Origin of the sequence: Vibrio sp. SCSIO 43140, assembly GCF_023716585.1 — a bacterium.
Classification (GTDB): domain Bacteria; phylum Pseudomonadota; class Gammaproteobacteria; order Enterobacterales; family Vibrionaceae; genus Vibrio; species Vibrio maritimus_B.
In genome coordinates, this window is sequence record NZ_CP071850.1 from 3,187,870 (window position 1) to 3,213,969 (window position 26,100).

The 26,100-nt window shown below is 46.5% G+C and carries 18 protein-coding genes; 11 read left to right on the plus strand and 7 right to left on the minus strand.

Translation table 11 applies throughout. From position 1 onward, the window contains the following. Window positions 1-86 precede the first annotated feature (86 nt). Window positions 87-1,658 carry an N-acetylglucosamine-specific PTS transporter subunit IIBC gene (nagE, locus tag J4N45_RS15325; protein WP_128648310.1) on the minus strand — a complete coding sequence of 524 codons (1,572 nt, stop codon included), beginning with the start codon at window positions 1,656-1,658 and terminating at the stop codon, window positions 87-89. A gap of 468 nt (window positions 1,659-2,126) precedes the next feature. On the opposite strand from nagE, the gene nagA reads away from it, so the two are divergent. The 4 genes from nagA to asnB all read left to right on the plus strand — a co-directional run bounded on the left by nagA (window position 2,127) and on the right by asnB (window position 8,052). Beyond that, window positions 2,127-3,263, plus strand: coding sequence for an N-acetylglucosamine-6-phosphate deacetylase (nagA, locus tag J4N45_RS15330; protein WP_252012301.1), 1,137 nt, complete (start codon window positions 2,127-2,129; stop codon window positions 3,261-3,263). A gap of 2 nt (window positions 3,264-3,265) precedes the next feature. Next, window positions 3,266-4,480: a DNA-binding transcriptional regulator NagC gene (gene nagC / locus J4N45_RS15335; RefSeq protein ID WP_234495280.1), complete on the plus strand. Its 1,215-nt coding sequence runs from the start codon at window positions 3,266-3,268 to the stop codon at window positions 4,478-4,480. 103 nt (window positions 4,481-4,583) lie between these two features. After that, window positions 4,584-6,164: a cation:proton antiporter domain-containing protein gene (locus J4N45_RS15340; protein ID WP_252012303.1), complete on the plus strand. Its 1,581-nt coding sequence runs from the start codon at window positions 4,584-4,586 to the stop codon at window positions 6,162-6,164. A gap of 223 nt (window positions 6,165-6,387) precedes the next feature. Next, the gene (gene asnB, locus J4N45_RS15345; protein ID WP_234495278.1) at window positions 6,388-8,052 is read left to right on the plus strand and encodes an asparagine synthase B; all 1,665 of its coding nucleotides are present in this window, start codon (window positions 6,388-6,390) and stop codon (window positions 8,050-8,052) included. A 49-nt stretch (window positions 8,053-8,101) separates the two neighbouring features. Here asnB and J4N45_RS15350 read toward each other — a convergent pair whose 3' ends face one another. After that, window positions 8,102-9,286: an NnrS family protein gene (locus J4N45_RS15350; RefSeq protein WP_252012305.1), complete on the minus strand. Its 1,185-nt coding sequence runs from the start codon at window positions 9,284-9,286 to the stop codon at window positions 8,102-8,104. Between the two features lie 349 nt (window positions 9,287-9,635). On the opposite strand from J4N45_RS15350, the gene J4N45_RS15355 reads away from it, so the two are divergent. After that, window positions 9,636-10,979, plus strand: coding sequence for an MATE family efflux transporter (locus J4N45_RS15355; RefSeq protein ID WP_252012307.1), 1,344 nt, complete (start codon window positions 9,636-9,638; stop codon window positions 10,977-10,979). Window positions 10,980-11,036: 57 nt separating this feature from the next. Here J4N45_RS15355 and J4N45_RS15360 read toward each other — a convergent pair whose 3' ends face one another. Further along, on the minus strand, window positions 11,037-11,981 hold the full coding sequence (locus J4N45_RS15360) for a LysR family transcriptional regulator (RefSeq protein ID WP_503055376.1): 945 nt from the start codon (window positions 11,979-11,981) through the stop codon (window positions 11,037-11,039). 145 nt (window positions 11,982-12,126) lie between these two features. Between J4N45_RS15360 and chrA the strand changes: the two genes are divergently transcribed. The 3 genes from chrA (at window position 12,127) to J4N45_RS15375 (ending at window position 16,577) form a co-directional block, all read left to right on the plus strand. Continuing rightward, on the plus strand, window positions 12,127-13,284 hold the full coding sequence (gene chrA / locus J4N45_RS15365) for a chromate efflux transporter (RefSeq protein ID WP_252014703.1): 1,158 nt from the start codon (window positions 12,127-12,129) through the stop codon (window positions 13,282-13,284). A 266-nt stretch (window positions 13,285-13,550) separates the two neighbouring features. Then, window positions 13,551-14,684: an HD-GYP domain-containing protein gene (locus tag J4N45_RS15370; RefSeq protein ID WP_252012311.1), complete on the plus strand. Its 1,134-nt coding sequence runs from the start codon at window positions 13,551-13,553 to the stop codon at window positions 14,682-14,684. A gap of 207 nt (window positions 14,685-14,891) precedes the next feature. After that, on the plus strand, window positions 14,892-16,577 hold the full coding sequence (locus J4N45_RS15375; protein ID WP_252012313.1) for an AMP-binding protein: 1,686 nt from the start codon (window positions 14,892-14,894) through the stop codon (window positions 16,575-16,577). A 42-nt stretch (window positions 16,578-16,619) separates the two neighbouring features. Here J4N45_RS15375 and J4N45_RS15380 read toward each other — a convergent pair whose 3' ends face one another. Continuing rightward, the gene (locus J4N45_RS15380; protein ID WP_252012316.1) at window positions 16,620-16,829 is read right to left on the minus strand and encodes a DUF1127 domain-containing protein; all 210 of its coding nucleotides are present in this window, start codon (window positions 16,827-16,829) and stop codon (window positions 16,620-16,622) included. Between the two features lie 91 nt (window positions 16,830-16,920). Here J4N45_RS15380 and J4N45_RS15385 point away from each other — a divergent pair, with 91 nt between their 5' ends. Further along, a complete protein-coding gene (locus J4N45_RS15385) occupies window positions 16,921-17,868 on the plus strand; it encodes a LysR substrate-binding domain-containing protein (RefSeq protein WP_252012317.1) in 948 nt (315 codons plus the stop codon). Window positions 17,869-17,937: 69 nt separating this feature from the next. Here J4N45_RS15385 and fusA read toward each other — a convergent pair whose 3' ends face one another. Both fusA and radA read right to left on the minus strand, forming a co-directional pair. Continuing rightward, the gene (gene fusA, locus J4N45_RS15390) at window positions 17,938-20,019 is read right to left on the minus strand and encodes an elongation factor G (protein WP_252012320.1); all 2,082 of its coding nucleotides are present in this window, start codon (window positions 20,017-20,019) and stop codon (window positions 17,938-17,940) included. A 292-nt stretch (window positions 20,020-20,311) separates the two neighbouring features. Next, window positions 20,312-21,691: a DNA repair protein RadA gene (gene radA / locus J4N45_RS15395; protein WP_042473633.1), complete on the minus strand. Its 1,380-nt coding sequence runs from the start codon at window positions 21,689-21,691 to the stop codon at window positions 20,312-20,314. 258 nt (window positions 21,692-21,949) lie between these two features. Here radA and J4N45_RS15400 point away from each other — a divergent pair, with 258 nt between their 5' ends. Beyond that, the gene (locus J4N45_RS15400; protein ID WP_252012322.1) at window positions 21,950-24,295 is read left to right on the plus strand and encodes a PilZ domain-containing protein; all 2,346 of its coding nucleotides are present in this window, start codon (window positions 21,950-21,952) and stop codon (window positions 24,293-24,295) included. 66 nt (window positions 24,296-24,361) lie between these two features. On the opposite strand, the gene serB is transcribed toward J4N45_RS15400, so the two are convergent. Then, window positions 24,362-25,330 (minus strand): phosphoserine phosphatase, encoded by a 969-nt coding sequence (gene serB, locus J4N45_RS15405; protein WP_252012324.1) that lies wholly within the window; start codon window positions 25,328-25,330, stop codon window positions 24,362-24,364. 108 nt (window positions 25,331-25,438) lie between these two features. On the opposite strand from serB, the gene J4N45_RS15410 reads away from it, so the two are divergent. Then, on the plus strand, window positions 25,439-26,041 hold the full coding sequence (locus J4N45_RS15410) for a YtjB family periplasmic protein (RefSeq protein ID WP_042473628.1): 603 nt from the start codon (window positions 25,439-25,441) through the stop codon (window positions 26,039-26,041). The last annotated feature ends 59 nt before the right edge of the window (window positions 26,042-26,100 follow it).

Genomic DNA, 26,100 nt, shown 5'->3' on the forward strand with positions numbered 1-26,100 from the left:
GAACAGGTAACACAGGCGGTTCTACAGACACAAAAAAAGCCTCTCGGGGGAGAGGCTTTGGTATGGAAATCAATGAGTCAGAGTGATTATGGCAGTTTCACTTCTGATAGGTCTTCACCAGCGCCGATAGACTTCATTTCACCAGCGATGATTTCAGCTAGAGGCCCAAGGATAACTTGTAGGTTGTTTTCACCTAGTTTAACCACACCCTTCGCACCAAGTTTCTTAAGTACTGCTTCGTCAGCAACAGAGCGGTCTTTAAGTGTTAGGCGTAGACGAGTGATACAAGCATCGATTGACGTTAGATTGTCATGACCACCAAGCGCTTTTAGGTATTGACGAGCTAGGTCACCATTTTTGCCTTCGCCAGCTGCAACTTCTACCGCTTCGTCATCATCTTCACGACCAGGCGACTTCAGGTTGAATGCGCGGATTGCGAAGCTGAAAGTGAAGAAGTATAGAGCACCGAAAGCTAGACCGATGATTAGTAGCATGAATGGTTTCGTTGCTAGACCCCAGTTCAGTACGAAGTCGATTAGACCAGCAGAGAAACCGAAGCCATGTAGCGTACCAAACATGTTAGCTACGACTAGAGACAGACCTGTGAACACTGCGTGCATTGCGTATAGTGCAGGTGCTAGGAATACGAACATGAATTCTAGTGGCTCAGTGATACCTGTTAGGAAAGAACAGAATGCTACTGAGAATAGAGCGCCACCAACTTGACCACGTTTTTCAGCAGGCGCTGCTAGGTACATAGCTAGTGCTGCACCAGGTAGACCAAACATCATTACTGGGAAGAAGCCGTTCATGAATACGCCAGCGCCTTTGTCGCCGCCGAAGAAGCGGTGTAGGTCACCAGATTTCACTGTTTCAGTAACTTCTTTAACTGTTGCTGTGATTTCAGGCGTTACTGAGTTAGCGAATTCAAATGTGTGAGACTGACCAGCAACTAGAGTCTTAGCAAGAGCTGGGTCAACACAAAGCTGTTGTAGTGCAGGTAGAGCTTGGCCAGCTGCTTGCGCGCCCGTTACCATGATCTCTTGACATGTACCCATACCGAACCAGAAGTAAGAGTTAAGTACGTGGTGCAGACCAACAGGGATAAGCGCACGGTTAAGTGTACCGTAAACAAACTGACCTACTGCGCCAGATGTAGATACTGCGTGTGCTAGTGCATCTAGACCGCCTTGGATTGAAGGCCAAACTACACCAGAGATCGCACCAGCTACTAGAGCAAAGAGACCTGCCATGATAGGTACAAGACGCTTACCTGAGAAGAATGCTAGCCATTCTGGTAGGCGAGTAGCGTGGAAAGCGTTATAAGAGTGACCTGCGATGATACCTGCGAAGATACCGCCGAAGAATGACATGTTAACGCTTGCATCAATTGTGGTTGCTGCCGCTGTTAGTGAGAAGTAAGCAACTGCACCAGCAAGACCTGCTGCACCGTTACCATCTTTAGATAGACCAATCGCGATACCTAGACCGAAAAGTAGTGGTAGCTGACTGAAGATTGCATTACCTGCAGCCGCCATAAATGGAACGTCTAATAGATCAGGTTGGCCCAAACGTAGTAGAAGCGCCGCAATTGGAAGCGTTGCGATAGGAAGCATCAATGCTTTACCTAGCTTCTGCGCATATCCTAGAATATTCACCTTAAGTTCCCCCTATAGGATTTGAATTTTTTTGGACGACTTATTTTAGCCGTTCAATTTAGTCCTTTTCAGTGTATGGAATTAAATTCGCCCCGCAAATTAAAACCTTATCATTTGTGATCCTAATCACCAGTTTTTGCCAAAATTCAGGCTTTTTGCTAGCGAGATCATAAAACTTATTTTATCATACGAAAAAATGGTCAAATCTAAGTAGGATTTCCATAGTGAGAGTTGCAAAGAATGGCGGTTAAACTGCGATATAAATCAAGTTTTCAACAACCGCTTATATAGAAAAAATGATAATAACTCTCGATTAATCATTAAGTTACTTTGACCATATTAACTATTTATAACTTGCTGACTTAAAATTCGCCCTGTTACTAAGTGCTAGAAATCAAGTAAAATCAATACGATTAATCTCAGCGATGTAACAAGCTAGAAAGAATACAACACAAGGATTCGCTAACTATGTATGCATTAACGAACTGTAAGGTCTTCACTGGTTCTGATGTTCTCACCAATCATGCAGTGCTTATTGATGGAGAAGACATCCATTCTATCGTTCATGATTCAGAACTGTCTTCGTCAATTGAACGTGTGGATTTGAATGGCGCTAACCTAAGCCCAGGTTTTATTGATCTGCAGCTTAACGGTTGTGGCGGTGTGATGTTTAACGACGAAATCACCGCAGATACGATTCACACCATGCATAGAGCTAACCTAAAGTCGGGTTGTACCAGCTTTCTTCCAACTCTGATTACATCGTCAGATGAGAATATGCGTCAGGCGCTATCGGCAGCTCGTGAGTACCACGACCAATATAAGAACCACTCTCTAGGTCTGCATCTAGAAGGTCCATATTTAAACGTCGCGAAAAAAGGCATCCACAGCCCAGATTTCATTCGTCAGTCTGACGACGCAATGATCGACCTTATCTGCGAAAATCGCGATCTCGTTGCCAAGGTAACACTGGCCCCTGAGCAAAATGCGCCAGAGCACATCGAAAGGCTTCACAATGCAGGTATCGTGGTTTCTATCGGTCACACCAATGCGACATACGAACAAGCTCGCCTGGGCTTTGAGTCAGGCATCACCTTTGCGACGCACTTGTTTAATGCGATGACTCCAATGACAGGTCGTGAACCTGGCGTCGTTGGCGCGATTTATGACACACCAGATGTCTACGCCGGTATCATCGCTGACGGTTTTCATGTCGACTATGCGAATATTCGTATCGCGCATAAAGTGAAGGGCGAAAAGCTCGTATTAGTGACGGACGCCACAGCTCCGGCGGGTGCTGACATGGAATACTTTATTTTTGTCGGTAAGAAAGTATATTACAAGGATGGTAAGTGTGTGGATGAAAATGGCACCTTAGGTGGCAGCGCACTGACCATGATAGAAGCGGTTCAAAATACAGTAGAACACGCTGGTATCGCTTTGGACGAAGCTCTACGTATGGCTACGCTCTACCCTGCGAAAGCGATGGGTATCGAAGACAAACTTGGTCGTATCAAAAAAGGCATGGTTGCTAACCTGACTGTGTTCGACAGAGACTTCAATGTTCAAGGCACGGTTGTTAACGGACAATACGAGCAAAATTAAGCATGAATGGCGGACAAATAGGTAACGTAGATTTAGTAAAACAACTCAATAGCGCAGCGGTTTACCGTTTGATAGACCAGCAAGGTCCTATCTCGCGCATTCAAGTTGCAGACGTCAGCCAACTGGCTCCTGCAAGTGTTACCAAAATTACCCGCCAATTGCTCGAACGCGGCCTTATCAAAGAGGTCGCTCAGCAAGCTTCAACCGGTGGCCGACGTGCGATATCGTTGACCACCGCTGTCGAACCCTTCCACTCCGTTGCAGTCCGCTTAGGCCGTGATTACATCTCTTTCTCACTTTATGACCTAGGTGGTAAAGAGCTCGCGTTTGCCCATAAAGAGCTTTACTACACCAATCAAAACGAGCTGAGTGAAGGCTTAATCACTGAAATCCGTGAGTTCCTTAAACAACATAGCCCGAAGATCGATCAGCTTATCGCCATTGGCGTTACCTTGCCAGGTTTGGTCAACCCAACTACAGGTGTTGTGGAATACATGCCAAACACCGACATCGACAAACTCGAGCTTGCAGATCTTGTGAAGCAGCAGTTTAAGGTAGAGTGTTTCGTTGGTAACGACGTTCGTGGCCTAGCACTCGCTGAACACTACTTTGGTGCCAGCCGTGATTGCCAAGATTCAATTCTTGTCAGTGTTCACCGAGGCACTGGTGCCGGCATTATTGTCAACGGTCAGGTTTTCTTAGGACACAACCGTAACGTTGGTGAGATTGGTCATATCCAAATCGATCCACTTGGCGAGCAGTGTCAATGTGGCAACTTTGGTTGTCTAGAAACCGTAGCGGCTAACCCTGCAATTGTTAAGCGAGTTCGCACCCTCATCGAACAAGGCTATGAGTCAACGCTTGCACTCAAAGAGCACATCACTATAGAAGATGTCTGCTCTCACGCACTCAATGGTGACGAACTGGCGAAACAGAGCTTAGTTCGCGTGGGTAATCAATTAGGTAAAGCGATTGCCATTACGATTAACCTATTCAACCCACAAAAAGTCATCATCGCTGGCGATATTACCATGGCGAAAGACATCCTTTTCCCTGCAATCCGCCGCAATGTCGAGAATCAATCGCTAACCACCTTCCATAGTGACCTACCCATTGTTGCCTCAGAGATAGACAAGCAGCCAACCATGGGTGCTTTCGCGATGATCAAGAGAGCAATGCTCAACGGCGTTTTGTTACAAAAACTACTTGAAGATTGAACAAGTGTAATGAAATTCCGCAGCACCTAAGCGGTAATTTCGAGTAGAATAGACGACCACACGCATGTGTGGTCTTTTTTTTGTGGAAAACTAATAGAATAATATGGAACTGATTCTAATCACCGTCGCCTTTATTGCAGGCTTTCTCGCTCTCAAATGCCAATTGCCCCCTTTAGTCGGCTTTTTGCTCGCAGGCTTCTTGCTGCATAACTTTGGCTTTGAATCAACGTCGACCATCACCACACTGGCAGACCTTGGGGTCACCTTACTGCTATTTACTATCGGTCTTAAGCTCGACGTTAAAACACTGCTGTCCAAAGAAATCTGGGCCGGCGCGACCGTCCACAATCTACTTTCCACCCTACTCTTTGCCTTACTGCTTCTGGGACTAAAATTCCTTGGCGTGACCAGTTTGGCAACGCTAGGCATCGATCAACTGATATTGCTTGGCTTTGCTCTCTCTTTCTCCAGTACTGTTTTTGCGGTGAAGACACTGCAAGAAAAAGGGGAAATGAATGCCACCTACGGCACACTGGCGATCGGTATCCTGGTTATGCAGGATATCTTTGCAGTTATCTTCTTAACCGCATCGACGGGTAAGTTCCCTGAATGGTATGCCATAGCCCTCTTTGGTTTACCGTTATTGCGTCCAATTATGTTCAAGCTGCTCGACAAAGCGGGTCACGGGGAAATGCTCGTACTGAGTGGTATTTTCTTTGCTTTGGTCATGGGTGCTGGTCTGTTCGAACTGGTAGGCATGAAACCAGATCTTGGCGCACTGATACTTGGTATGCTGCTCGCATCTCATCGCAAGGCGTCTGAGCTGTCTAAATCACTGTTCAATCTCAAAGAACTGTTCCTAGTCTGCTTCTTCCTAAATATTGGTTTAGCTGACGAGCCGACGATGCAAGGCTTTATCCTTGGTGTGTTGCTGCTGCTCTTGCTACCGCTTAAAGGTATTCTGTACTTCGTGGTGATCAACGCGTTTAAATTCCGTGTCCGTACTTGCCTATTAACCACACTCACCTTATTCAATTTTAGTGAGTTTGGACTGATTGTTGGCGGCCTTGCCTTTAAGCTCGGCTGGATCTCTGGCGATATCTTGGTGGCATTAGCGATAGCGGTATCACTATCATTCATCATCTCTGCCCCGCTCAACCGCGTGGGTCACAGCATCTATTTGCGCTCAGCAAAATGGCTGAAGGAGCAAGCAGCAGAGAAAATTAATACACGAGATCAGTTTATCAACCCAGGAGAAGCACAGGTACTGATCCTAGGGATGGGAAGAATCGGTAGCGGAGCATACGATGAACTTTATGAACGCTATGGAAAGGTAAGCTTGGGAGTGGAAGTTCGCGAAGAGGCCGCCGCCGATCACCAAGCTAAAGGTCGAAATGTTATCGCTGGTGATGCGACTGACCCCGATTTTTGGGAACGTATCCTTGATACCGCCCATGTAAAGCTGGTACTTCTGGCGATGCCGCACCACCAAGGTAACCAAACAGCGCTAGAGCTACTTCAGAAAAAACAGTTCAAGGGACAAGTCGCAGCCATTGCCGCTTATCCAGATCAATTGGCGGAACTTGAAGAAATGGGAGTCAACGCTGCGTTTAATATCTACAGCGAGGCAGGTAGTGGTTTTGCTCGCCATGTATGTGACCAACTGCAGCCGAATCTAAAGTAAGCCAAATTTATCAATTAAACAGCCGCTAAATAGCGGCTGTTTTGCTTTTAGCGACCAAAAAAGCACCCAAACATTGATTTCATTCATCAAAAATGGATTTTATTTAAATAATTTCTAACTAACATCGCCTTTTATTCTATTTTTCATTGTTCACGGTTGCTTTTTTTTGTGCAGATGGCAAATTGAACTCAACAGCGTTAAATTTCATCAAAAAGGAAGTTGTATGTGTTCAGTATTTGGCATTTTAGACATTAAAAGTGATGCAGCCGCTCTACGCCCAATCGCGTTAGAAATGTCTAAAAAGCTTCGCCACCGTGGTCCTGATTGGTCAGGTATCTATGCTTCAGATAAAGCAATTCTTGCGCATGAGCGCCTAGCTATCGTTGGTCTTAATAGTGGTGCACAGCCACTTTACAGCCAAGATAAAAAACACATCCTTGCAGTAAATGGTGAAATCTATAACCACAAAGAAATTCGTGCTCGTTACGAAGGTAAATACGAGTTCCAAACGGATTCTGACTGTGAAGTTATTCTAGCGCTCTATGAAGATATGGGGGCAGATCTGCTTGAAGAGCTAAACGGTATCTTCGCATTCGTACTGTACGATGAAGAAAAAGATGAGTACCTAGTGGGCCGTGACCATATCGGTATCATCCCACTTTACCAAGGCTATGACGAGCATGGTAACTACTACGTTGCTTCAGAAATGAAAGCGCTGGTACCAGTTTGTAAAACCATTAGTGAGTTCCCTCCTGGTTGTTATTACGGTTCCAAAGATGCAGAACCTCAGCGTTACTACATCCGCGACTGGAACGAATATGCGGCAGTTCAAGGTAACACCACCAGCAAAGAAGAGCTGACGGAAGCCCTTGAAGCAGCGGTTAAGCGCCAGCTTATGACTGACGTACCTTATGGTGTGTTGTTGTCTGGTGGTCTAGATTCTTCTATCACGTCAGCGGTTGCAAAACGTTTTGCGGCAATGCGTATTGAAGACGATGAGCAATCTGCAGCATGGTGGCCACAGCTTCACTCATTCGCTGTAGGTCTTGAAGGTGCTCCAGATCTTAAAGCAGCTCGTGAGGTTGCCGATCAAATCGGTACCGTTCACCATGAGATGACCTACACAATCCAAGAAGGTTTGGATGCGATTCGTGATGTTATCTATCATATTGAAACCTATGACGTCACCACCATCCGCGCCTCAACACCAATGTTCTTAATGGGTCGTAAGATCAAAGCGATGGGTATTAAGATGGTGCTATCTGGCGAAGGTGCTGACGAGATCTTTGGCGGCTACCTTTACTTCCACAAAGCGCCAAACGCCAAAGAGTTCCACGAAGAGACTGTGCGTAAACTACTCGCACTGAACATGTTTGACTGTGCTCGTGCCAACAAGTCGCTTGCTGCTTGGGGTGTAGAAGGTCGCGTTCCATTCCTAGATAAAGAATTTATCGACGTGGCTATGCGCCTGAACCCAGAAGATAAGATGTGTGGTAACGGTAAGATGGAAAAACACATTCTTCGTGAGTGTTTTGAGCATTACCTACCAGAATCAATCGCATGGCGTCAAAAAGAGCAATTCTCTGATGGCGTTGGCTACAGCTGGATTGACACGCTAAAAGAAGTGGCTGAAGCTAAGATCACTGATCAGCAAATGGAAACCGCGGCATTCCGCTTCCCATACAACACACCAACAACGAAAGAAGGTTATGCATACCGTGAAATCTTTGAAGAGTTGTTCCCGCTAGAGTCAGCAGCGAAGTGTGTACCGGGTGGTCCATCTGTCGCTTGTTCTTCAGCGAAAGCAATTGAATGGGATGAGTCATTCCAAAACTGTGTTGACCCATCGGGTCGTGCGGTTCAAGCCGTTCACAACGACGCTTACTAAGATACAAAAAACCAGCTTCGGCTGGTTTTTTTACGTCTATTGTATAGGTTTACCCTGGATGTCCATCCGCTCTCGGTGTCACGAGCATTTTGCCAAAGTGATAAACATACATGGCAAACGCAAACGCCCATAGTCCGGCGCTAATATCAATCATGGTAAACATGTGTTGAGGCCAAACTGCGACTCCGACACTGCGCACGACCGCTGCCAAGATGATAGCGCCAAACGCCAGTGTCATGTTTGGACCTTCGTAGATTGCTCTTCCAGTATGACCCATAGTGACACGACTGATCATAGCAAGCACAAGACCACCTAAGGCCCCTACCGCAAACAAATGAAGCATCGCGTGAGCCGCGAAAGCGTCAGTGAGAATACCACGGTATAACAAGCTCAATGGCAAGCATAAGTAAGTTAGCATTAACGACCATACCAAAGGCTCAGATAAGGTTAACCAAGGTTTCCAACGGATCCAACGAGCCAGCTGCAACACCCCAGCAACCAACATTAAAGGTTTCCCTAGAGTGGCTAGCGACAGCGGGAAGAAGCTCAGCACAAACAGCATCATCAACGGCAAGGTCGATAGCCATTCGAGCCATACAATGGGCTGTGGCTTTTCATACTGAAAACGACGGGCAGCAAAGAACGGAATAACTCGCCCTCCCATCACTGACAACAAGATAGTAAACCACCACAACATCGCTTGCCATACCGCGCTGGAGCTAAATGGAGGCATGCCTTTGATCGTTGCATAGCTCGCGAAGTTCGCAAAAATCGCCAATAAAAAAAGAGGAACAAAGAACAGATTGCGCCACCCTTTTGAGCGATACACACGAAAGCCAACCTCATAGGCGGCCAAAGCAATGAACAGAGATTCAATACTTGAGGTTAACCACAAAGGCACAGGCGTCCAAAACAAGATACGAGTGGCAACCCATAGCCCCACCAAAATTAACAAACGATAATGCTTAGTACCATTAATACCCGTCCAAGTTTGCACTGCAGTAAGTACAAACCCCACCACTATTGCCATCGCGAAACCAAAAATCATTTCGTGTGCGTGCCACCACAACGCCGGCACTTTAAGTACTTCAGGTTGACCGGTTTGGAACATAATGACCCAAGCTACGACTGCAAAAATAGCGTAAACGCTACCGAGTAAGAAAAATGGACGAAAGCCCAATCTAAGCCAAGCAGGAATCGCTTCTTCGGCTTTTTTATCGACGATATTCAACATCTCAACTCGCTATCTAATCTCTAACTAAGAACCTATTGCATGAAGCATGCCACACTTAAAATCACTATTTATCAGACATATAAAAGAGATAAGTGTCTTTTTGACTCATAAAAATTTAGAGTCATAAAGACACGTAATAGTCATTAAGTAATAAATCACTTTGGGACAAAATGAAAGAATCACGCAATAGGTTCTTCTTATCAGGGCTCTATTTTTTATAACAACGCTCGTTGATAGAACAAAATGTCAAACTCTCTCGAGGAGATGATTATTGTATTGTGTTTGCGCCAATAGAGAGTAAACTTGCCGACCCTTTAACCAAAACCCTATTAATACTAGGTGAAAACGAATGTCTAACAGTGCTTCATCGCTCAATAAGCGAATGAACATCGTCGCGCTGACGTGGCCCATTTTTATCGAAGTCTTACTGCGCACCGCTCTCAATACTACCGATGTGTTTATGCTCAGTGGCTATTCTGATCAAGCGGTTTCCGCGGTCGGAGTGATCACCCAGATCAGCTTTTTTCTTATCGTCGTGTCCATGATGGTCAGCAGTGGCACAGGCATTCTCATCGCTCAATACAATGGTGCATCGAAATTTTCTGAATCCGCACAAACGGGTGTCGCGAGCATTCTATTGGCTCTTGGTTTAGGTGCTATTCTGAGCTTGTCACTGCTTGTGGGTGCTGAGCATTTTATTGCGCTGTTTGGATTAGAAGAACAAGTTGCAGCCTATGGTTACGACTATCTTATCATCAGCGGCTCAATGACCTTCAACGTCACTCTTGGTATCGTACTGACCACTATATTGAGAAGCCATGGCTTTTCACGCTCTCCCATGGTCATTAACCTAATTGCGGGCGTTATTAATATATTCGGTAACTATGTCGCACTCTATCAGCCGTTTGGCTTGCCTGTCTTTGGTGTAAGTGGCGTAGCAACGGCAACGGTAGTAAGCCAAGTGATCGGTACACTATTAATGATATTGGCAGTGCGTGGAAAGCGCATTGATCTACCATTCGAGACCTGGCGTGCTATCCCAAACACACTCTACAAGAAGATCATGAAGATCGGCATGATGAATGCCGGAGAGATCCTGTCCTATAACATGGCGCAGATGGCGATTGTCTACTTTGTTGTGCAGATGGGCACCGCATCGTTGGCGGCATTTACCTATGCTCAGAATATCACGCGCGTTTCTTTTGCCTTTGCACTTGCTCTGGGTCAGGCAGGGCAGATTCAAACCAGCTACTTTATCGGTAAAGGCTGGGCTGATGACATACTGGGTCGCATCCAGAAATACTATCTAGTGGGTCTTGCGGCATCGACAGGCATAGTGATTACGCTGTTCTTGTTCCGATATCCACTTATCGATCTGTTCACCCAAGACCCGGAAATCGTCACGCTTGTCGCAATGCTCATTGGTGGTTCTATTTTTGTGGAGTCAGGTCGAGTCTCTAACCTCATTTTTATCGCCGCTCTGAAAGGTGCTGGTGATATCAAGTTCCCTGTAAAAATGGGGATCTTGAGTATGTGGGGCATTGCCGTTGTCTTCGCCTACTTACTCGGTCTGCATTGGGGCTTTGGTATCTTGGGCGCCTGGATAGCGATAGGTATGGATGAGTGGCTGCGTGGATTGGTTATGATTCATCGTTGGCGATCCAAAGTATGGACGCGCTTTGCCCTGACTTAACCGCCACTGCCACCTCCAAAAAACCATCAAGCACATCAGTCAAACGATGTGCTCGAATTACAAACTGCTCTCCCTTATTGACGTCAACACCGCTTCATAAAGGGCCTCTTTGAGCCACTTAGCTTTTTCACTTAACTGTGATTGCTTTCTCCAAATCAATGCGATGTCGAAGTCGGCTACAGGTACTGGCGGAGCAACGGCAGTAAGGTGTGGCTGCATGAGGCTAATCTGCGCCATTTTTTCAGGAACAATGGCAAACATTGCACGCCCACTTACCAAGCGTCCGATGGTGAGGAAATTGCGAGACACTGCGGTTACCGAGCGAGTCAGTCCTACGGCATCCAAATGTTTGTCTACATTGCTGGTAAAGGCTCCCTCAGGGCTGACCAAACAGTGCGGCAGGGAGACGAAGGTTTCGATATCGACATACTCAATTGGCACCTGAGATTGGTCATAAATACAGACATGTTTTTCTGTATATAAGGTTTGTCCATCGAACTGCTCATCCAATTCAGGAATGCTGCCGATGATCATATCTAGACTTTCTTGCTCACTGATCGACTTATAATTATTGCGATTCACGTTGACGAAGCTAACCTTTGAATGAGGAGCATCGGTTAGGATGGCATCGTAAATCACCGGACCAAAAATAAACTCAGCGTAGTCGGTCAGACCTATCTTACAGACACCTCGATACTCATTGGGATCAAACACCGCCTTTGGCAAGACCTTATGTTGAACCAAGCTAAGGATCTGCTCTACGGTTGGAAAGAGCTCACTCGCACGCTCTGTCGGCACCATTTGGTGCGACTTTCTTTCAAACAGCTTATCGCCACACAGCTCTCTAAGTTTAGCGAGACTATGACTCATCGCAGACTGGCTAACGAAACACTTCTGCGCAGCGACAGAGACACTGCGGGTCTGATATAGGTGATAGAACACAATCAACAAGTTGAGATCTATCCGCTTCCAATCTAATTTTCCTCGTCCCATTTCATTCATAGTAGGTATCAAAACTATCGATTTGAATCATTATATGTCACGACTTAGTATCAGCGCTAATCGAAAATGTTATCGCTACGCAGGTATTACTTTGTCTACAAGCAACTCAGATTCGCTCACTCGCGAACCCACTCAGCAGCAATCCTTGTTTGCCATCTTTAAGATCTTTTTTGCCCTTGGCTGGGTAAGCTTCGGTGGACCTGCTGCACACATTGGTTACTTTAGAAATACCTTTGTTGAAAAGCTCAAATGGCTCAGTGATAACGACTACGCACAAATCGTTGCCCTCAGCCAGTTCTTACCAGGACCAGGCTCAAGTCAAGTGGGCTTTGCTGTGGGTTATCAGCGCGCCGGTCTTGGCGGCGGCATCATGGCCTTTCTTGGCTTTACACTGCCCTCAGTTATTCTCATGTTGGCACTTGCAGTATTGAGCAGCCAATTAACCGAGTCGAGCGTATTCCAAAACATCGTCCATGGCTTGAAGCTACTTGCTGTACTGGTCGTGGCTGACGCGGCTTGGGGAATGTATAAAAACTTCTGCAAGTCGGTGCTGACTGTCTCTTTGTGTATCGGGACAGCCATTGCACTGTTGGTCTTCCAGGGTATTGCCACGCAAATCATCGTGCTAATTATCGCAGCTCTTGTAGGTACTCGCTATCTAGCGACTGGCAACAATGAGTCCCCTGCAGGCTCACTTTCTTTCTCGGTAATGCCATTAGTTAGCTTTTTTGCTTTGCTTGTTGCTCTGCCGCTACTTGGACGCTTTTCGCCGTCACTGCAGCTGTTCGCGGACTTCTACCAAGCGGGTAGTTTAGTATTTGGTGGTGGCCATGTGGTTCTGCCTTTACTTCAAAATATTGTTGGTGACCAATTAACTCAAGATGCATTCCTGACCGGCTATGCGGCGGCGCAAGCGGTTCCGGGACCAATGTTTACCTTCGCCACCTATATTGGTTATGAGCTTATGCCAACGGCACCTATTGCTGGCGCCATCATCGCCACTCTAGGCGTTTTCGTTCCAGGCTTTCTATTGCTGGTAGGCGTTCTTAAGAATTGGCAACAGCTCGCAAGCATTCCAGCGGTGTCAGGGGCTTTAATGGGGGTCAACGCTGCGGTGGTTGGTCTACTACTCTCTGCGCTGTACCAGCCCGTTTTCGTCAGTGCTGTGGTCTCTTCGCTTGACTTAGCCTGGGTTCTATTTGGCGCCTTACTGATGAAACAGTTTAAACTGCCTATTGTGTGGATGGTCATCTATTTTGCTTGTGCTGGTCTGATTGCTCCGAGCCTAGCAAATTTAATCTAAATCAAGTATCGCTCTGATTTTGAGCGATATTTCTCGCAAGTTTTCTAGCTGATTCATACACTAATTATGAGGGGCAAATGCCCCTTATCGACCGTCAACTGCATCAAAAGGGTTAACGATATAAGCAAAAGCGTGTATTCATAGAATCACCTTCCAACATGGTTCGCACACGAACCTCTTGCTCTCACGACGCTATCTATGAGAGCAACTGTAACCGCAACCAGATTCGCGTGCCATGTATGTAGGTGACAGTAAGGAGGCGAGTTATGGACAAATCTACACCCCGCAATCGGCACCTCAACACCGCCAAAGCCGACTCAATCAATCAGGCTATTGAGCAGACGCACCTCGCTATTCACGAGCAAACACCTGAAGTCGTCAGATTGGCCTTTGCATCCTATGACAGTACTCATGGTCAACTGCGAACCTTTGCGCACAGTACGTTACAAGGCACTCCCTTGCTTCATTACAGCGCACCTATCTCTGCTCAGTCTCGCCTAGGTAGGATGGTCACTCGCCAACTAACTCGTGTGGTCAATGATATCCCAACCGAAATTGCCGATGACTCGCAGCATTCTAAATGGTTACTTGAACAGGGCTACGAAGCCTCATTCACTCGACCTGTGTTTGACAACGGTGAGTTTATAGGCCTGCTGTTTTTCGATGCTGATCGCAAAGGGTTCTTCGACTCATCAACCACCAGCGAGCTCATCAAAGATTCTGATAATCTCGTACGTCAGATTTGTAAACAGCGCCAGTGCGTCAACGCTATGTCCGATTTAGGCTTCTCTCTTCGCCGCACCAACTTCGAGCATCAGAACGAGAGCCTTGATCACGCCTATCGCGTGGGTCAGTACACACGCCTAATTGGTGAAAAAGTAGCAGAGCTTTATCAGTTGAATGATGAAACTATCGAGCATATGGTTCAGTTTGCTGAGCTGCATGATGTAGGTAAATACTCGAATCTTGGTACTAAGCAGCAAAGCCTTTGGCTGGAGGATTGGGGGGATCATTTGAAACTCACCGCACAGATCCAGCAAGGGCTCAATCTGATTAACGCTTTAGCTCGGCAGGTTCATGAAGAGCAACAAACCTGTGTTCAATTGCTAAGAGAGATCATTCAGTATCATCATGAGTATCTCGATGGCAGCGGCGCGCCTCGCGGCCTCAGTCACGCGCATATTCCTGTATCAGCGCGAATTGTTACCGTTGCTAACATTTTTGATGCCCTGACAAGTCACCGCTCCTACAGCGAATCTTGGTCACTAACCCATGCGCTTCTAGAGCTAGAGAAAATGGTTACCCTCGGCAAGATCGACGGAAACTGTGTTCAAGCCCTACGTGCGCAGCAAGACGCTGTAAAGCTTGTGATGCAATCAAACTTTCTACCGAGACATTAACCGTTAGCAAAGAAACGGCCTTCTACTCGTTGTGAATGCGCCCCGAAAAATTGAGTTTTTACTCGACTTATGTGCTCGGGGCCGCATTTATGCGTCAATCGCTTCTTGCAGTCCATTCTCTGTATGTCTAGTATTGTAGTGTTAACAATCAATTAACATAAATACAACTATAAAATTTATCGTTCTACACGTAAACGGAGTTCAAGAATGATACTGCCTAACGAAACGACTACTTCTAGCTGTACTCTACCACCGCCTAACGAAATGATCCTAAAGTGGGCGCATGAGAAACCTAACGAGGTTTACCTAAAACAAATCATTAACCGACAATTTGTTGAATTCACTTATGCCGAGGTTGCTGATAAAGCACTACGACTGGTTTCGGCACTTCGTGGGCTTGGTATTCAGCCTGGTGATAAAGTCGCGTTAATCTCTAAAAACTGTGCTGAGTGGTTTATTTGCGATCTTGCGATGATGCTCGGTGACTATGTTAGCGTGCCAATCTTCCCTACAGCAGGTCCTGATACCATTGAATATTGTCTCACTCACAGTGAGAGTAAAGTACTTATCGCAGGAAAATTGGATGACGCAGCGGCCACCAGTGAGGTGATGGGGAATCTTAGCGATCTCATCACTATTTCTTTACCTTACGACTCAGCACCAGAGTGCCAACACAGCTTTACTCAGCTGGTTGCCGACAATGAGCCAAGCGAAGAGCGCCCTGTTCACTATGATGATAAGCTGATGTCGCTGGTTTACACCTCGGGCACATCAGGCCTACCCAAAGGTGCGATGCTGACCTATGGCGCTTTTTCTTGGTCGGTACAACGACTGATTGATCATATCGGTATTGAAGCCAATGACCGCTTGTTCTCTTACTTGCCACTCGCGCACATTACCGAGCGAGTCTATATTTTTGGCTCTTCGGTACAGGGTGGCGTACCTACTGCTTTCCCAGAATCACTGGATACCTTTATTGAAGACGTGAAGATGCAGCGTCCGACGCTGTTTATCTCTGTACCTCGTCTGTGGAACTTGTTCCAACAACGAATTCAAGACAAGCTACCGCAGAAAAAACTCAATATCCTGTTGAAAATACCTTTCGTCAACACACTGATTAAGAAGAAACTCGCTGACGGTCTAGGCCTTGATCAGGCTCGTGTTTTAGGTTGTGGCTCAGCTCCTGTCTCACCTGCTCTTCTCGAGTGGTACCACAGTGTCGGCTTAAATATTACCGAAGCTTGGGGGATGACCGAATCCTTCGCCTACAGTACGCTCAACCATCCTTTCCGCGGGGATAAAATCGGTTCGGTGGGTAATGCAGGCCCGGGTATTGAGCTCAAGATTGCCGATGACTCAGAGATCATGGTTCGCAGTAAAGGCTTGTTCTCTGGGTACTACAAAAACGATATCGCAACACAAGAGTCATTTGATAGTGACGGCTGGCTGCATACCGGTGATATTGGTGTGATCGATAGTGAAGGCTACCTAACTATCCAAGGTCGCAAAAAAGACACCTTTAAAACCGCCAAAGGTAAGTTTGTTGCGCCCGTTCCTATTGAGAAAAAGCTCGCAGAGTACAGCCGCGTTGAGATGATGTGTTTGATTGGTTTAGGCCTACCTGCGCCAATCTTACTGGTCGTCCCTCACGACTTCCCGAACTTCGACCGCGAGCGTTATGCTCGTACCGCGGAACGAGTCGTCAAACGCATGAATCAAGAGCTGGAATCTCACGAACACATCAAAGGTGTTCTTATGGTTAAAGAGCCGTGGAGCATTGAAAACGGTTTGCTAACCCCTACCCTTAAAATTAAACGCCACCTTCTGGAGCAGAAGTACCACGAAGTCGGTCAGAACTGGCCAAAAGGTCAGCTGGTGGTATGGGAAGAGTGATCACTCTTCAATCCAGAAAAGGCGACCTTAGGGTCGCCTATTTTATTTCCAGAAAGGCCTACGGGACTCTTGCTTCGCTTCATAGGGAGTGATTCCGATATCATCAAGTAACCGTTCTGACATCTCTGCAAGCGCTTTTCGAGTTCTGTAATTTCGATACCAAACGCTAAGTACAGTTAAGATATTCTTTCTCAGCTGAAATCCACCGTTTCCTTGCTCTGCACATTCTAGCGTCGTAATGGTTCTGTCCATTTGTTTTCCCTCCGTCTTTTCGTATAATTTTTGTGCACACAGAGAAAACTGACAAACGATCTATTCTGTTATTGAGTTAAGGAAAACTTAAGTGAAAGATAAACTCCCTCCACTCCAAGGGCTGTATTATTTCTATCAAGCAGCCAAACTTGGCAGCTTTAAGGATGCCGCTTCAACACTTTATGTTTCAGCAGCGGCAATCAGCCAGCAAATACGCCAGCTAGAAGAGCAGCTTGGTTGTGAGCTGTTTTATCGACAACACAGAAAAGTCAAGCTCACGACCGAGGGACATTCGCTTTTTAAGGAGCTAAGTCAGGGCTTTGAACATATTCTTCGCGGCGTTCAGAGCATTCATAGCGACGCAGAGCCCAACCGACTCTCTATCTCTACCCTTCCCTCGTTTGCTCAACATTGGTTGGTACCCAGAATTCAGAGCTTTCGTGAACAGTATCCAGAGCTCAGCCTGCTGCTTGAACCCAATAATAAACTGGTGACTTTTCAAGATGACTCGGTTGATATCTGTATTCGCTATGGTGAAGGGCACTACCCAGATGTCGAGAGCCGACTTTTAATGGAAGACATTATCTATCCTGTTTGCCATCCCCTATATCAGGAGCAGCACAACATCCATACGATTCATGATCTGCATAAAGCCGACTTAATTGAAGATACCTGGCCTGATATGGACTGGAGCTTATGGCTTAACCATGTCGGCGCACCTATTGGAACGCGAACGCTTCAATATAATGGGGCGCACTTTGTTGTCGAAGGAGCATTGTCTGTGCAGGGGGTTGGATTGATTAAGCACAGCCTCGCTTACAGGTACATCAAAGAAGGGACGCTGGTTCGTATCGGTGACTTCGCGCTAAAACCTAGATTCGCATACTACGTATGTGCACCGGCAAACCACTTCAACCGGCCAAAAATTCAAACCTTCTTATCTTGGCTTAACAAAGAGGTGAATGAGTTTAAGCGCTGCGATATGTCGCACATTTCCATCATCGAAACCGACTACGTTCTAAGGCCAAACTCACTGTAGAACCTTAAAATTAAGCTATAAAAAAACCCGCCGAAAGGCGGGTTTTTACTATCTGAAGTCAAAGAACAATTACTTGTTGTCTTCTTTCGCTTTAGCGATAACTTCTTCAGCAACGTTTGCTGGACATGCAGAGTAGTGTTCAAATTCCATAGAGAATTGACCACGACCTGATGTGATAGTACGTAGGTGACCGATGTAGCCAAACATTTCTGATAGAGGAACGTTAGCTTTAATACGAACACCAGTAGTACCAGCTTGCTGGTCTTTGATCATACCACGACGACGGTTAAGGTCACCGATTACATCACCAACGTGATCTTCTGGAGTGAACACGTCAACGTGCATGATTGGCTCAAGAAGCTGTGCACCAGCTTTTGGCATAGACTGACGGAATGCACCTTTCGCTGCGATTTCGTAAGCGATTGCCGAAGAGTCAACTGCGTGGAATGAACCGTCGAATAGCTCAACTTCAACGTCTAGCGTTGGGAAGCCAGCTAGAACACCGTTGTCCATCATGCTCTCGAAGCCTTTCTCAACTGCTGGCCAGAATTCCTTAGGAACGTTACCACCAACAACTGAAGAAGAGAACGTGAAGCCAGAGTTTGGCTCACCTGGTTTGATACGGTAGTCGATTTTCGCGAACTGACCAGAACCACCAGACTGCTTCTTGTGCGTGTAGCTATCTTCAACTGGTTGAGTGATAGTTTCACGGTAAGCTACCTGTGGAGCACCTACTTCTAGCTCAACGCCGTAAGTACGCTTAAGGATGTCTACCTTGATGTCTAGGTGAAGTTCACCCATACCTTTCAGGATAGTTTCACCTGAATCTTCATCAGTCTCAACTTGGAAAGATGGATCTTCTGCAACCATCTTACCGATAGCGATACCCATCTTCTCAGTAGAACCTTTGTCCTTCGGAGAAACAGCGATAGAGATTACTGGTTCTGGGAAGATCATAGCTTCTAGAGTACATTCGTGCTTAGGATCACATAGAGTGTGACCAGTTTGAACGTTCTTCATACCTACTACAGCGATGATGTCACCAGCTTGTGCTTCAGTAAGTTCGTTACGCTCGTCAGCCTGCATCTCACACATACGACCGATACGCTCAGTCTTACCAGTTGCAGAGTTAAGGATAGTGTCACCCTTCTTCATGCGGCCTGAGTAGATACGGATGAACGTTAGTGCACCGAAACGGTCGTCCATGATTTTGAACGCAAGTGCTTTTAGTGGCGCATCAGCGTCAACTGTAGCAACTTCACCAGTCGCTTCACCAGTGTCTGGATCTGTTAGAGGCTGAGGATCAACTTCAGTTGGAGCTGGTAGGTAATCTACAACAGCGTCAAGAACGAGTTGAACACCCTTGTTCTTAAATGCAGAACCACAGAATGTTGGGAAGAACGCTAGGTCACGAGTACCTTTACGGATACAACGCTTAAGGTCTTCGATAGAAGGCTCTTCACCTTCCATGTACGCTTCCATTAGGTCGTCGTCTTGCTCTACAGCAGTCTCAACTAGCTCTTCACGGTAAGCTTCTAGATCGTCAACCATGTCAGCTGGAACGTCTTGGATTTCGTAGTTTTCTGGAAGACCAGAATCATCCCAAACGTAAGCTTTACGAGTTAGTACGTCTACAACACCAACGAAATCGTCTTCACGACCGATAGGCAGAGTCATTACTAGTGGGTTAGCGCCAAGAACGTTCTTAACTTGGTCAACAACGTTGAAGAAGTCTGCACCCATACGGTCTAGTTTGTTAACGAAGATCAGACGAGATACTTCTGATTCGTTCGCGTAACGCCAGTTTGTTTCTGACTGAGGCTCAACACCACCAGAACCACAGAATACACCGATACCGCCGTCTAGTACTTTAAGTGAACGATATACTTCAACTGTGAAGTCAACGTGTCCCGGAGTATCGATAACGTTTAGGCGGTGGCCGTTCCACTCACAAGTTACCGCAGCAGACTGGATTGTGATACCACGCTCAGCTTCCTGCTCCATGAAGTCAGTTGTAGACTCACCGTCGTGTACTTCACCAGTTTTGTGGATTTTACCAGTAAGCTTAAGGATACGCTCAGTGGTGGTAGTTTTACCCGCATCAACGTGCGCGAAAATACCAATGTTTCTGTACTTTGATAAATCTGCCATTGTCTTACTCTGTTTATAAGGTATAAATTGCGCGCAGAGTATATCACAATCTGTAAAGACCGATACCTCTGCGTGCATGTGTATTAAAAAAAAGTTATCCGAACCCGACTCGATAACACGCCACCTTGGGAGAAATGGTCTCTCAAGGCTTATATCATCAAGCTTCAACGGATTTGGGTGTTGTTACCAGATCGCAGTTAATTTTAGCTGCTCTTGGTGATTTTTCGATGTCATTTCGCAAAATCGTACTTTTGTTGGCGGTATTCTACCTGAAATTGAGCAAAAACCACCATTAAAGTTCATCAAATGCTGAAATCGCTTCTGAAAGCTTCTTCACTCCGTGGATTTGCATGCCTTCAATACCGCCTTTCGGCATGTTGGCCGCCGGAACAATCGCTTTTTTAAAACCGTGTTTAAACGCTTCCATTAACCGCTCTTGGCCACTTGGTACTGGGCGAATCTCCCCAGCAAGTCCCACCTCACCAAACACAACCACATCTTTAGGTAGCGGACGATCTCGAAAGCTTGAAAGCAATGCCATAACCAAAGCAAGGTCTGCGCTGGTCTCGGTAACTTTGACGCCACCCACTACGTTGACAAATACATCTTGGTCCGCCATCTGCAAGCCACCATGTTTGTGCAGCACAGCCAAAAGAAGCGAAAGACGGTTTTGCTCAAGGCCTACCGCAACGCGACGCGGGTTCGCCAGTTGACTGTAGTCAACCAGTGCCTGGATCTCAACGAGGAGCGGACGAGTCCCCTCCCACACGACCATGACTGAACTGCCCGATGTTTCTTCTTCGCCACGAGAGAGGAAAATCGCCGATGGGTTACTGACTTCTTTTAACCCCTGCCCCGTCATCGCAAATACGCCAAGCTCATTTACCGCGCCGAAGCGGTTCTTGTGGCTTCGAAGTGTTCTAAATCGGCTATCCGTGCCGCCATCAAGTAGTACTGAGCAGTCGATGATATGTTCCAGTACCTTTGGACCTGCCAAGGTACCATCTTTAGTCACGTGACCAACGATGAATATCGCTACATTGTTTTGCTTAGCATAACGAGTGAGTGCCGTCGCTGATTCTCGTACCTGCGCCACACTGCCTGGTGATGACTGGACATCAGCAACATGCATAACCTGAATCGAGTCGATAACCATCAGCTTTGGCTGCTCTTTTTCAGCGATTTGGCAAATACGATCAACGTTGGTTTCAGAGAGCATCTTGAGATGCTCTTTCGGTAGCCCTAAGCGAGAAGCACGCATAGCGACTTGCTGTAGAGATTCTTCACCAGTGACGTATAAGGTAGGCATCTGGGAGGACAACCAACACATAGCTTGCAGCAGCAATGTTGATTTACCTGCACCAGGGTTACCGCCGATGAGGATGGCCGCGCCAGGTACAACGCCACCCCCTAACACTCGGTCCAGTTCTTTGAAGCCACTGGTAAATCGCGGCACTTCTTGCAGATCAATCTCAGAGAGGGTTTGGATTGTCGACTCCGTCGCTCCACCAGCATAGCCCGTCAGTCTCTCGTTGCGAGCCACTTGAGGTGATGCAGCCAGACGGACTTCACTGATCGTGTTCCAACTGCCACATGCGTTGCATTGACCTTGCCAACGGGGAAAATCTGCTCCGCAATCATTACAAACGTAAGCTCTTTTCGCTTTTGCCATAATTTGAACTAACCTACTTACTCTAGCGTTACAATGCACTGAGTTGCATTTATTTATTGACTAATCTATTAGTTTCGGTGTGTAACCAATGAAAAGTATTGTCAATATATGACAATACCCTAAGAATAAAGTGAGACAATACCTTATCTTTCCTATACATACCGTTAAGGCTTTCGGCATGGCTGCCGATATAATAAGGCATTACGCTGTACTTATTCTGATGAAACTCATCATCAAAGGGACACTTTAACAAAACTCATGCAGCAAACAGAAATACTTTCCATTGCCGAACGTTTGATTTCAGCTTACCACGCTGAGGACTTCGACCAAGTACTCAACCAAGTCACCGAAGGCGAATCTGCGTCGACAAAGTTACTGGTGAAGATGGAGCTCAATCGTCTTATGGCGCCCTGCTATAAACGTATTGACCTTCGTGGGCGCGTCTCTACCAACTGTCACGAGTACCAGTTAGATGGTCTTGCACACTGGCTGGACGATCGCGCATTTAACTCCTATCACAAGCTCACTCGCAAATACGGTGGTTACACCGAGGGTGTATGGGAGCTTCTTGTTGATAAGAAAACCCTGAGCAACTTGGGTGATGAGCAACGCAATGCCAATAGCGGAGATTTAACCGACCCGCAAAGTCCTTATGCTGCCACCCCCATAAATCTAGGCTATGACCTCAAGCGCAAAGAATGCCGCTTAAAGGTCGAGTCGCAGGTATCTATTACGCTGGAAAACGGTGAAACCGTTATTGGTCTGAGCGTCGACCTCTCTAGCTCTGGAGCTAAGTTTAAAGTACCTGGCACCTTTGATTACGATTTAGGGCAAGTTATTACCGTTACGTTCGACGAGCTAGCGGAAACCAGTCAACTAAAAGAAATTACCAAACCTATTGAGTACCGAGTGCTCGGCGTTGATGGCCTGCATGGCATCTCTCCGGTGAAGTATCTACGCACGCTTAGATTAACGCGTACCAACGCTGTAGAACTTGTCGTCGACAAGATGCTCAACACTGAGTCCAAAAAGGTTCGCCACGACAATCAAGATCGTATTACTCGTGCACGGACTCGCGGATTTGAGCATACCTACCTGAAACACGCTTGTAACCTGCCACTATTCTTTAGTGGCAACGATCTGAAAGTCGCGTTGCTTACAGAAAACAACCAAGATATCTGGCGCTATTGGCACGACGAACGTAACCAGCAATCGCTAGCCTCGTTATTCTCCAACCAGCGAATGGACTTGCTAGTTAAAGCTGGGATAAAAGGATGCAGTAACGTTCTCTATACCTTTACCCACGAACACAATGGAATGAAGCTGTTCTATTCCATGATGATGCCCGAGGCGGATCGCCAAGAGCGTCAACTGTTCTGGCATGTTGGCGGCAGAAGAGCGAGTTGGCGTGCATTTAGGCTGTCGGTATTTGAGCTATCAACCGATGATATGTTGACCATATCAAAACACTACAGTGAGCTTGTTGGGCACGACGAGAAGTTGACGCATTTTGGCATACTGCAAGAAATCAGTGACGACAAATCCGCCAGCGACTATCTATTTACTGAAAAGCCAAGACTACCAGCCAGTACTCTCAATCAGTTCCGACACCCGAGAAATGTCAAAACGCAGCCTAGAGGGTTGTACTTTGACGCCAAATCTCGTCGAAGAGAGCCTAGATACCAATTTTCCTCACCACTTGTTGTCAGCGCGGGAGAGAATGTTCGAATCCAGGGTAAGACCGTCGATTTATCTAAGCACGGCGCGAGCATCAAGCTAGCAGAGCCTTTGGCTATTCCTTCTGGTTCGATCATTAGTGTCGACTATTTGGAGCTTAAACGTTACAACGACCAAATTCCCTTGAACCAAGTACCGTACGAAGTTGTTCGCATGTCAGCGGACAGAAAAACGGTGCACCTCTCTATTGTTGAATCTGGAAAGACGGTCAAAACAATCGCCTTCTTTAGAGGCATTATAGAGAACAACCAAGACAAGTTAGTCGCTCAGCAAGAAATCTTACCAAGCAGCTCATTGCTTGAGGCTCTGCACAACGTGCTACTAGGAAAAATGGTCTCTACGCCCGTTTACGTCGATAAACGCGGTACCTCAGTCAAATGCCGCTCAGTGGGTGTCAATTTTCCACTGCCCGGCTACTTGCAGTTCTTTGAACGCATTGGGCACGACCAAAAACTGGCGCTTGAACCCATCTTTAAAGGCAGAAGTAATTCGTTATTGGCCGAGCCTCTCAAACGTAAACCAGGTGCCAAACCTGTTGCCTGTGAGCTCTATATTGGCGTCCTTAAACTCGGCGATAGAATCCAATCGATTCACACTAAGGTTCGCGATGATTTCGAGTCTACCCAGCAGCGCATTAAGTTCATTAAAGATGCCCTAAGCATGGGTGAGCTGTATATTCTAAGAGTCTCTTCCGGACCTGTTTATGACGCGTTGACTACGCTCATGAAAAAAGACATCAATGAGCTGCTGTCGTTGAGCTTAAGTCATGCACGCAACCTAGAAAACGAAATGACCTCTATTATTGGATACTGCGAGCTCGTGGACATTACAGAAGAAGTGTTGATCCGACTTGAGATGAACCATTAATTGCGAAATATAAAAAGCCCTCGCAGGTTAACCTGCGAGGGCTTTTTTGAAATCACTAGCTATCAACTACCAGCCAATTTTCTTTTGTCTTGCAAGCAGACCTGACAAGATACAAACGATACCACCCAATCCAGCATGTCGAATAGCAACTTGAGCCTGCGCCTCAACTTTAGGTTTTGCATGATACGCAATGCCGAGACCCGCAGCCTTCATCATCACTAGGTCGTTCGCACCATCACCCACCGCGATCGTATTGTGCGGCTCCACGTCGTACTCTTCGGCAAGCTCAAGCAGAATGTCCGCTTTGGTTTGCGCAGAAACCACCTCTCCAACAACCTCTCCCAATAGCTTGCCGTCTTTGATTGCCAATGTGTTGGATTGCGCAAAATCTAGGTCGAGCATCTCTTTTAAGTGATCTGAGAAGTAGGTAAATCCGCCTGATGCAATCGCGGTTTTCCAACCATAGCTTTGCAGTGTTTTGATCATCTCGCGAAGTTCTGGCATCAAAGGCAAAGATTCACGCACTTCACTTAAAATGGATTCGTCAGCCTCTTTTAATGCAGCAACACGTTGGCGAAGGCTTTGCTCAAAATCGAGCTCACCCTGCATCGCTCGCTCAGTGACCTCTGACACTTGCTCACCGACGCCAGCCAGCTTAGCAATCTCATCAATACACTCTATCTGAATCGCGGTTGAGTCCATATCGAGCACAATAACACCTGGCTTGTTAAGATCAGGAACATCGCAAAGCCTTGCATAATCAACGTTCAGTTCATCAAGAATACGAATATGGTCTGGGGTAAGGTTACCTTCCATCAAAGCGACCTCGTATTGACCAACTTGCCAGATATCTAGGATTCGAGTGGTCTCGCCAACATAGAAGTCCAAATCATTGAACAATTCGGTGTATAAAGTGGGTGCGTAGACAATCCAGGTAGCAGCGCGCTTCTCTAGCGAGTGAGAGAGCAATGTCTCCGGAAATCTTTGTTTTAGTGGGATACGCTTACTGATCGCAAGCGGTTTGATAGCATCCATGGCTAATCCTTCCTTCAAATGAGCTCCCGAAACGTTACCCTATTGCAATTTGGTTGTGCAAGCATCAATATGAACCAATCAGTAATTTCTTAGTACTTTTGCACTTTTATGGACGGTTCACTGTTTTCGTTTAGGAATTTTTTGCGTTTGGTTGCCTTGTGCTTGATCGCGGCGATGGTGTTTTTTATTACCAGTAACAGCGTACTGATCAGCAAGGGAAACGAGCGCATTCAAGCTAACCAATTAGAAGTGCTATCAAAAGTACTTATCTCGCAAGCCTCAAAGTCGGCAAGGCAGATGCTTATAGACCAAGATCAAGAGCGTCTCGGTGCACTGACGAATCAGCTGTCCAAAGAACGCCTGGTTCTGGATGCGACGGTTTATGATTCTGAAGGGGTCAAAGTTGCCTCGAGTAACAATGCTCAGACAGTTCGTGAAGTATTGGGGCTCGATACCCCACTATCGACTGCCAGTATCGGACGCCAGCAACTGGTCGAGCCTATCATTAACGATAATACGATTATTGGCTTTGTTCGTATTACTTTTGAAACCGGCAAAGTAACGGCGATTTCAGATCACCACTACAGAAAAAGTGACCGCTTTATGTATATGATGATCCTGATGAGCTTCTTGTGCGGCATCTTGCTAATGGTACTGCTTAGACGGCAATCGAAAGACAAAGGCGAAAACCTACTTCTCAAGCAGCCCTAGATTTCTTAAGCAACCTTAGACTTCTTAAGCAACCTTAGACTTCTTAAGCAACCTTAGGC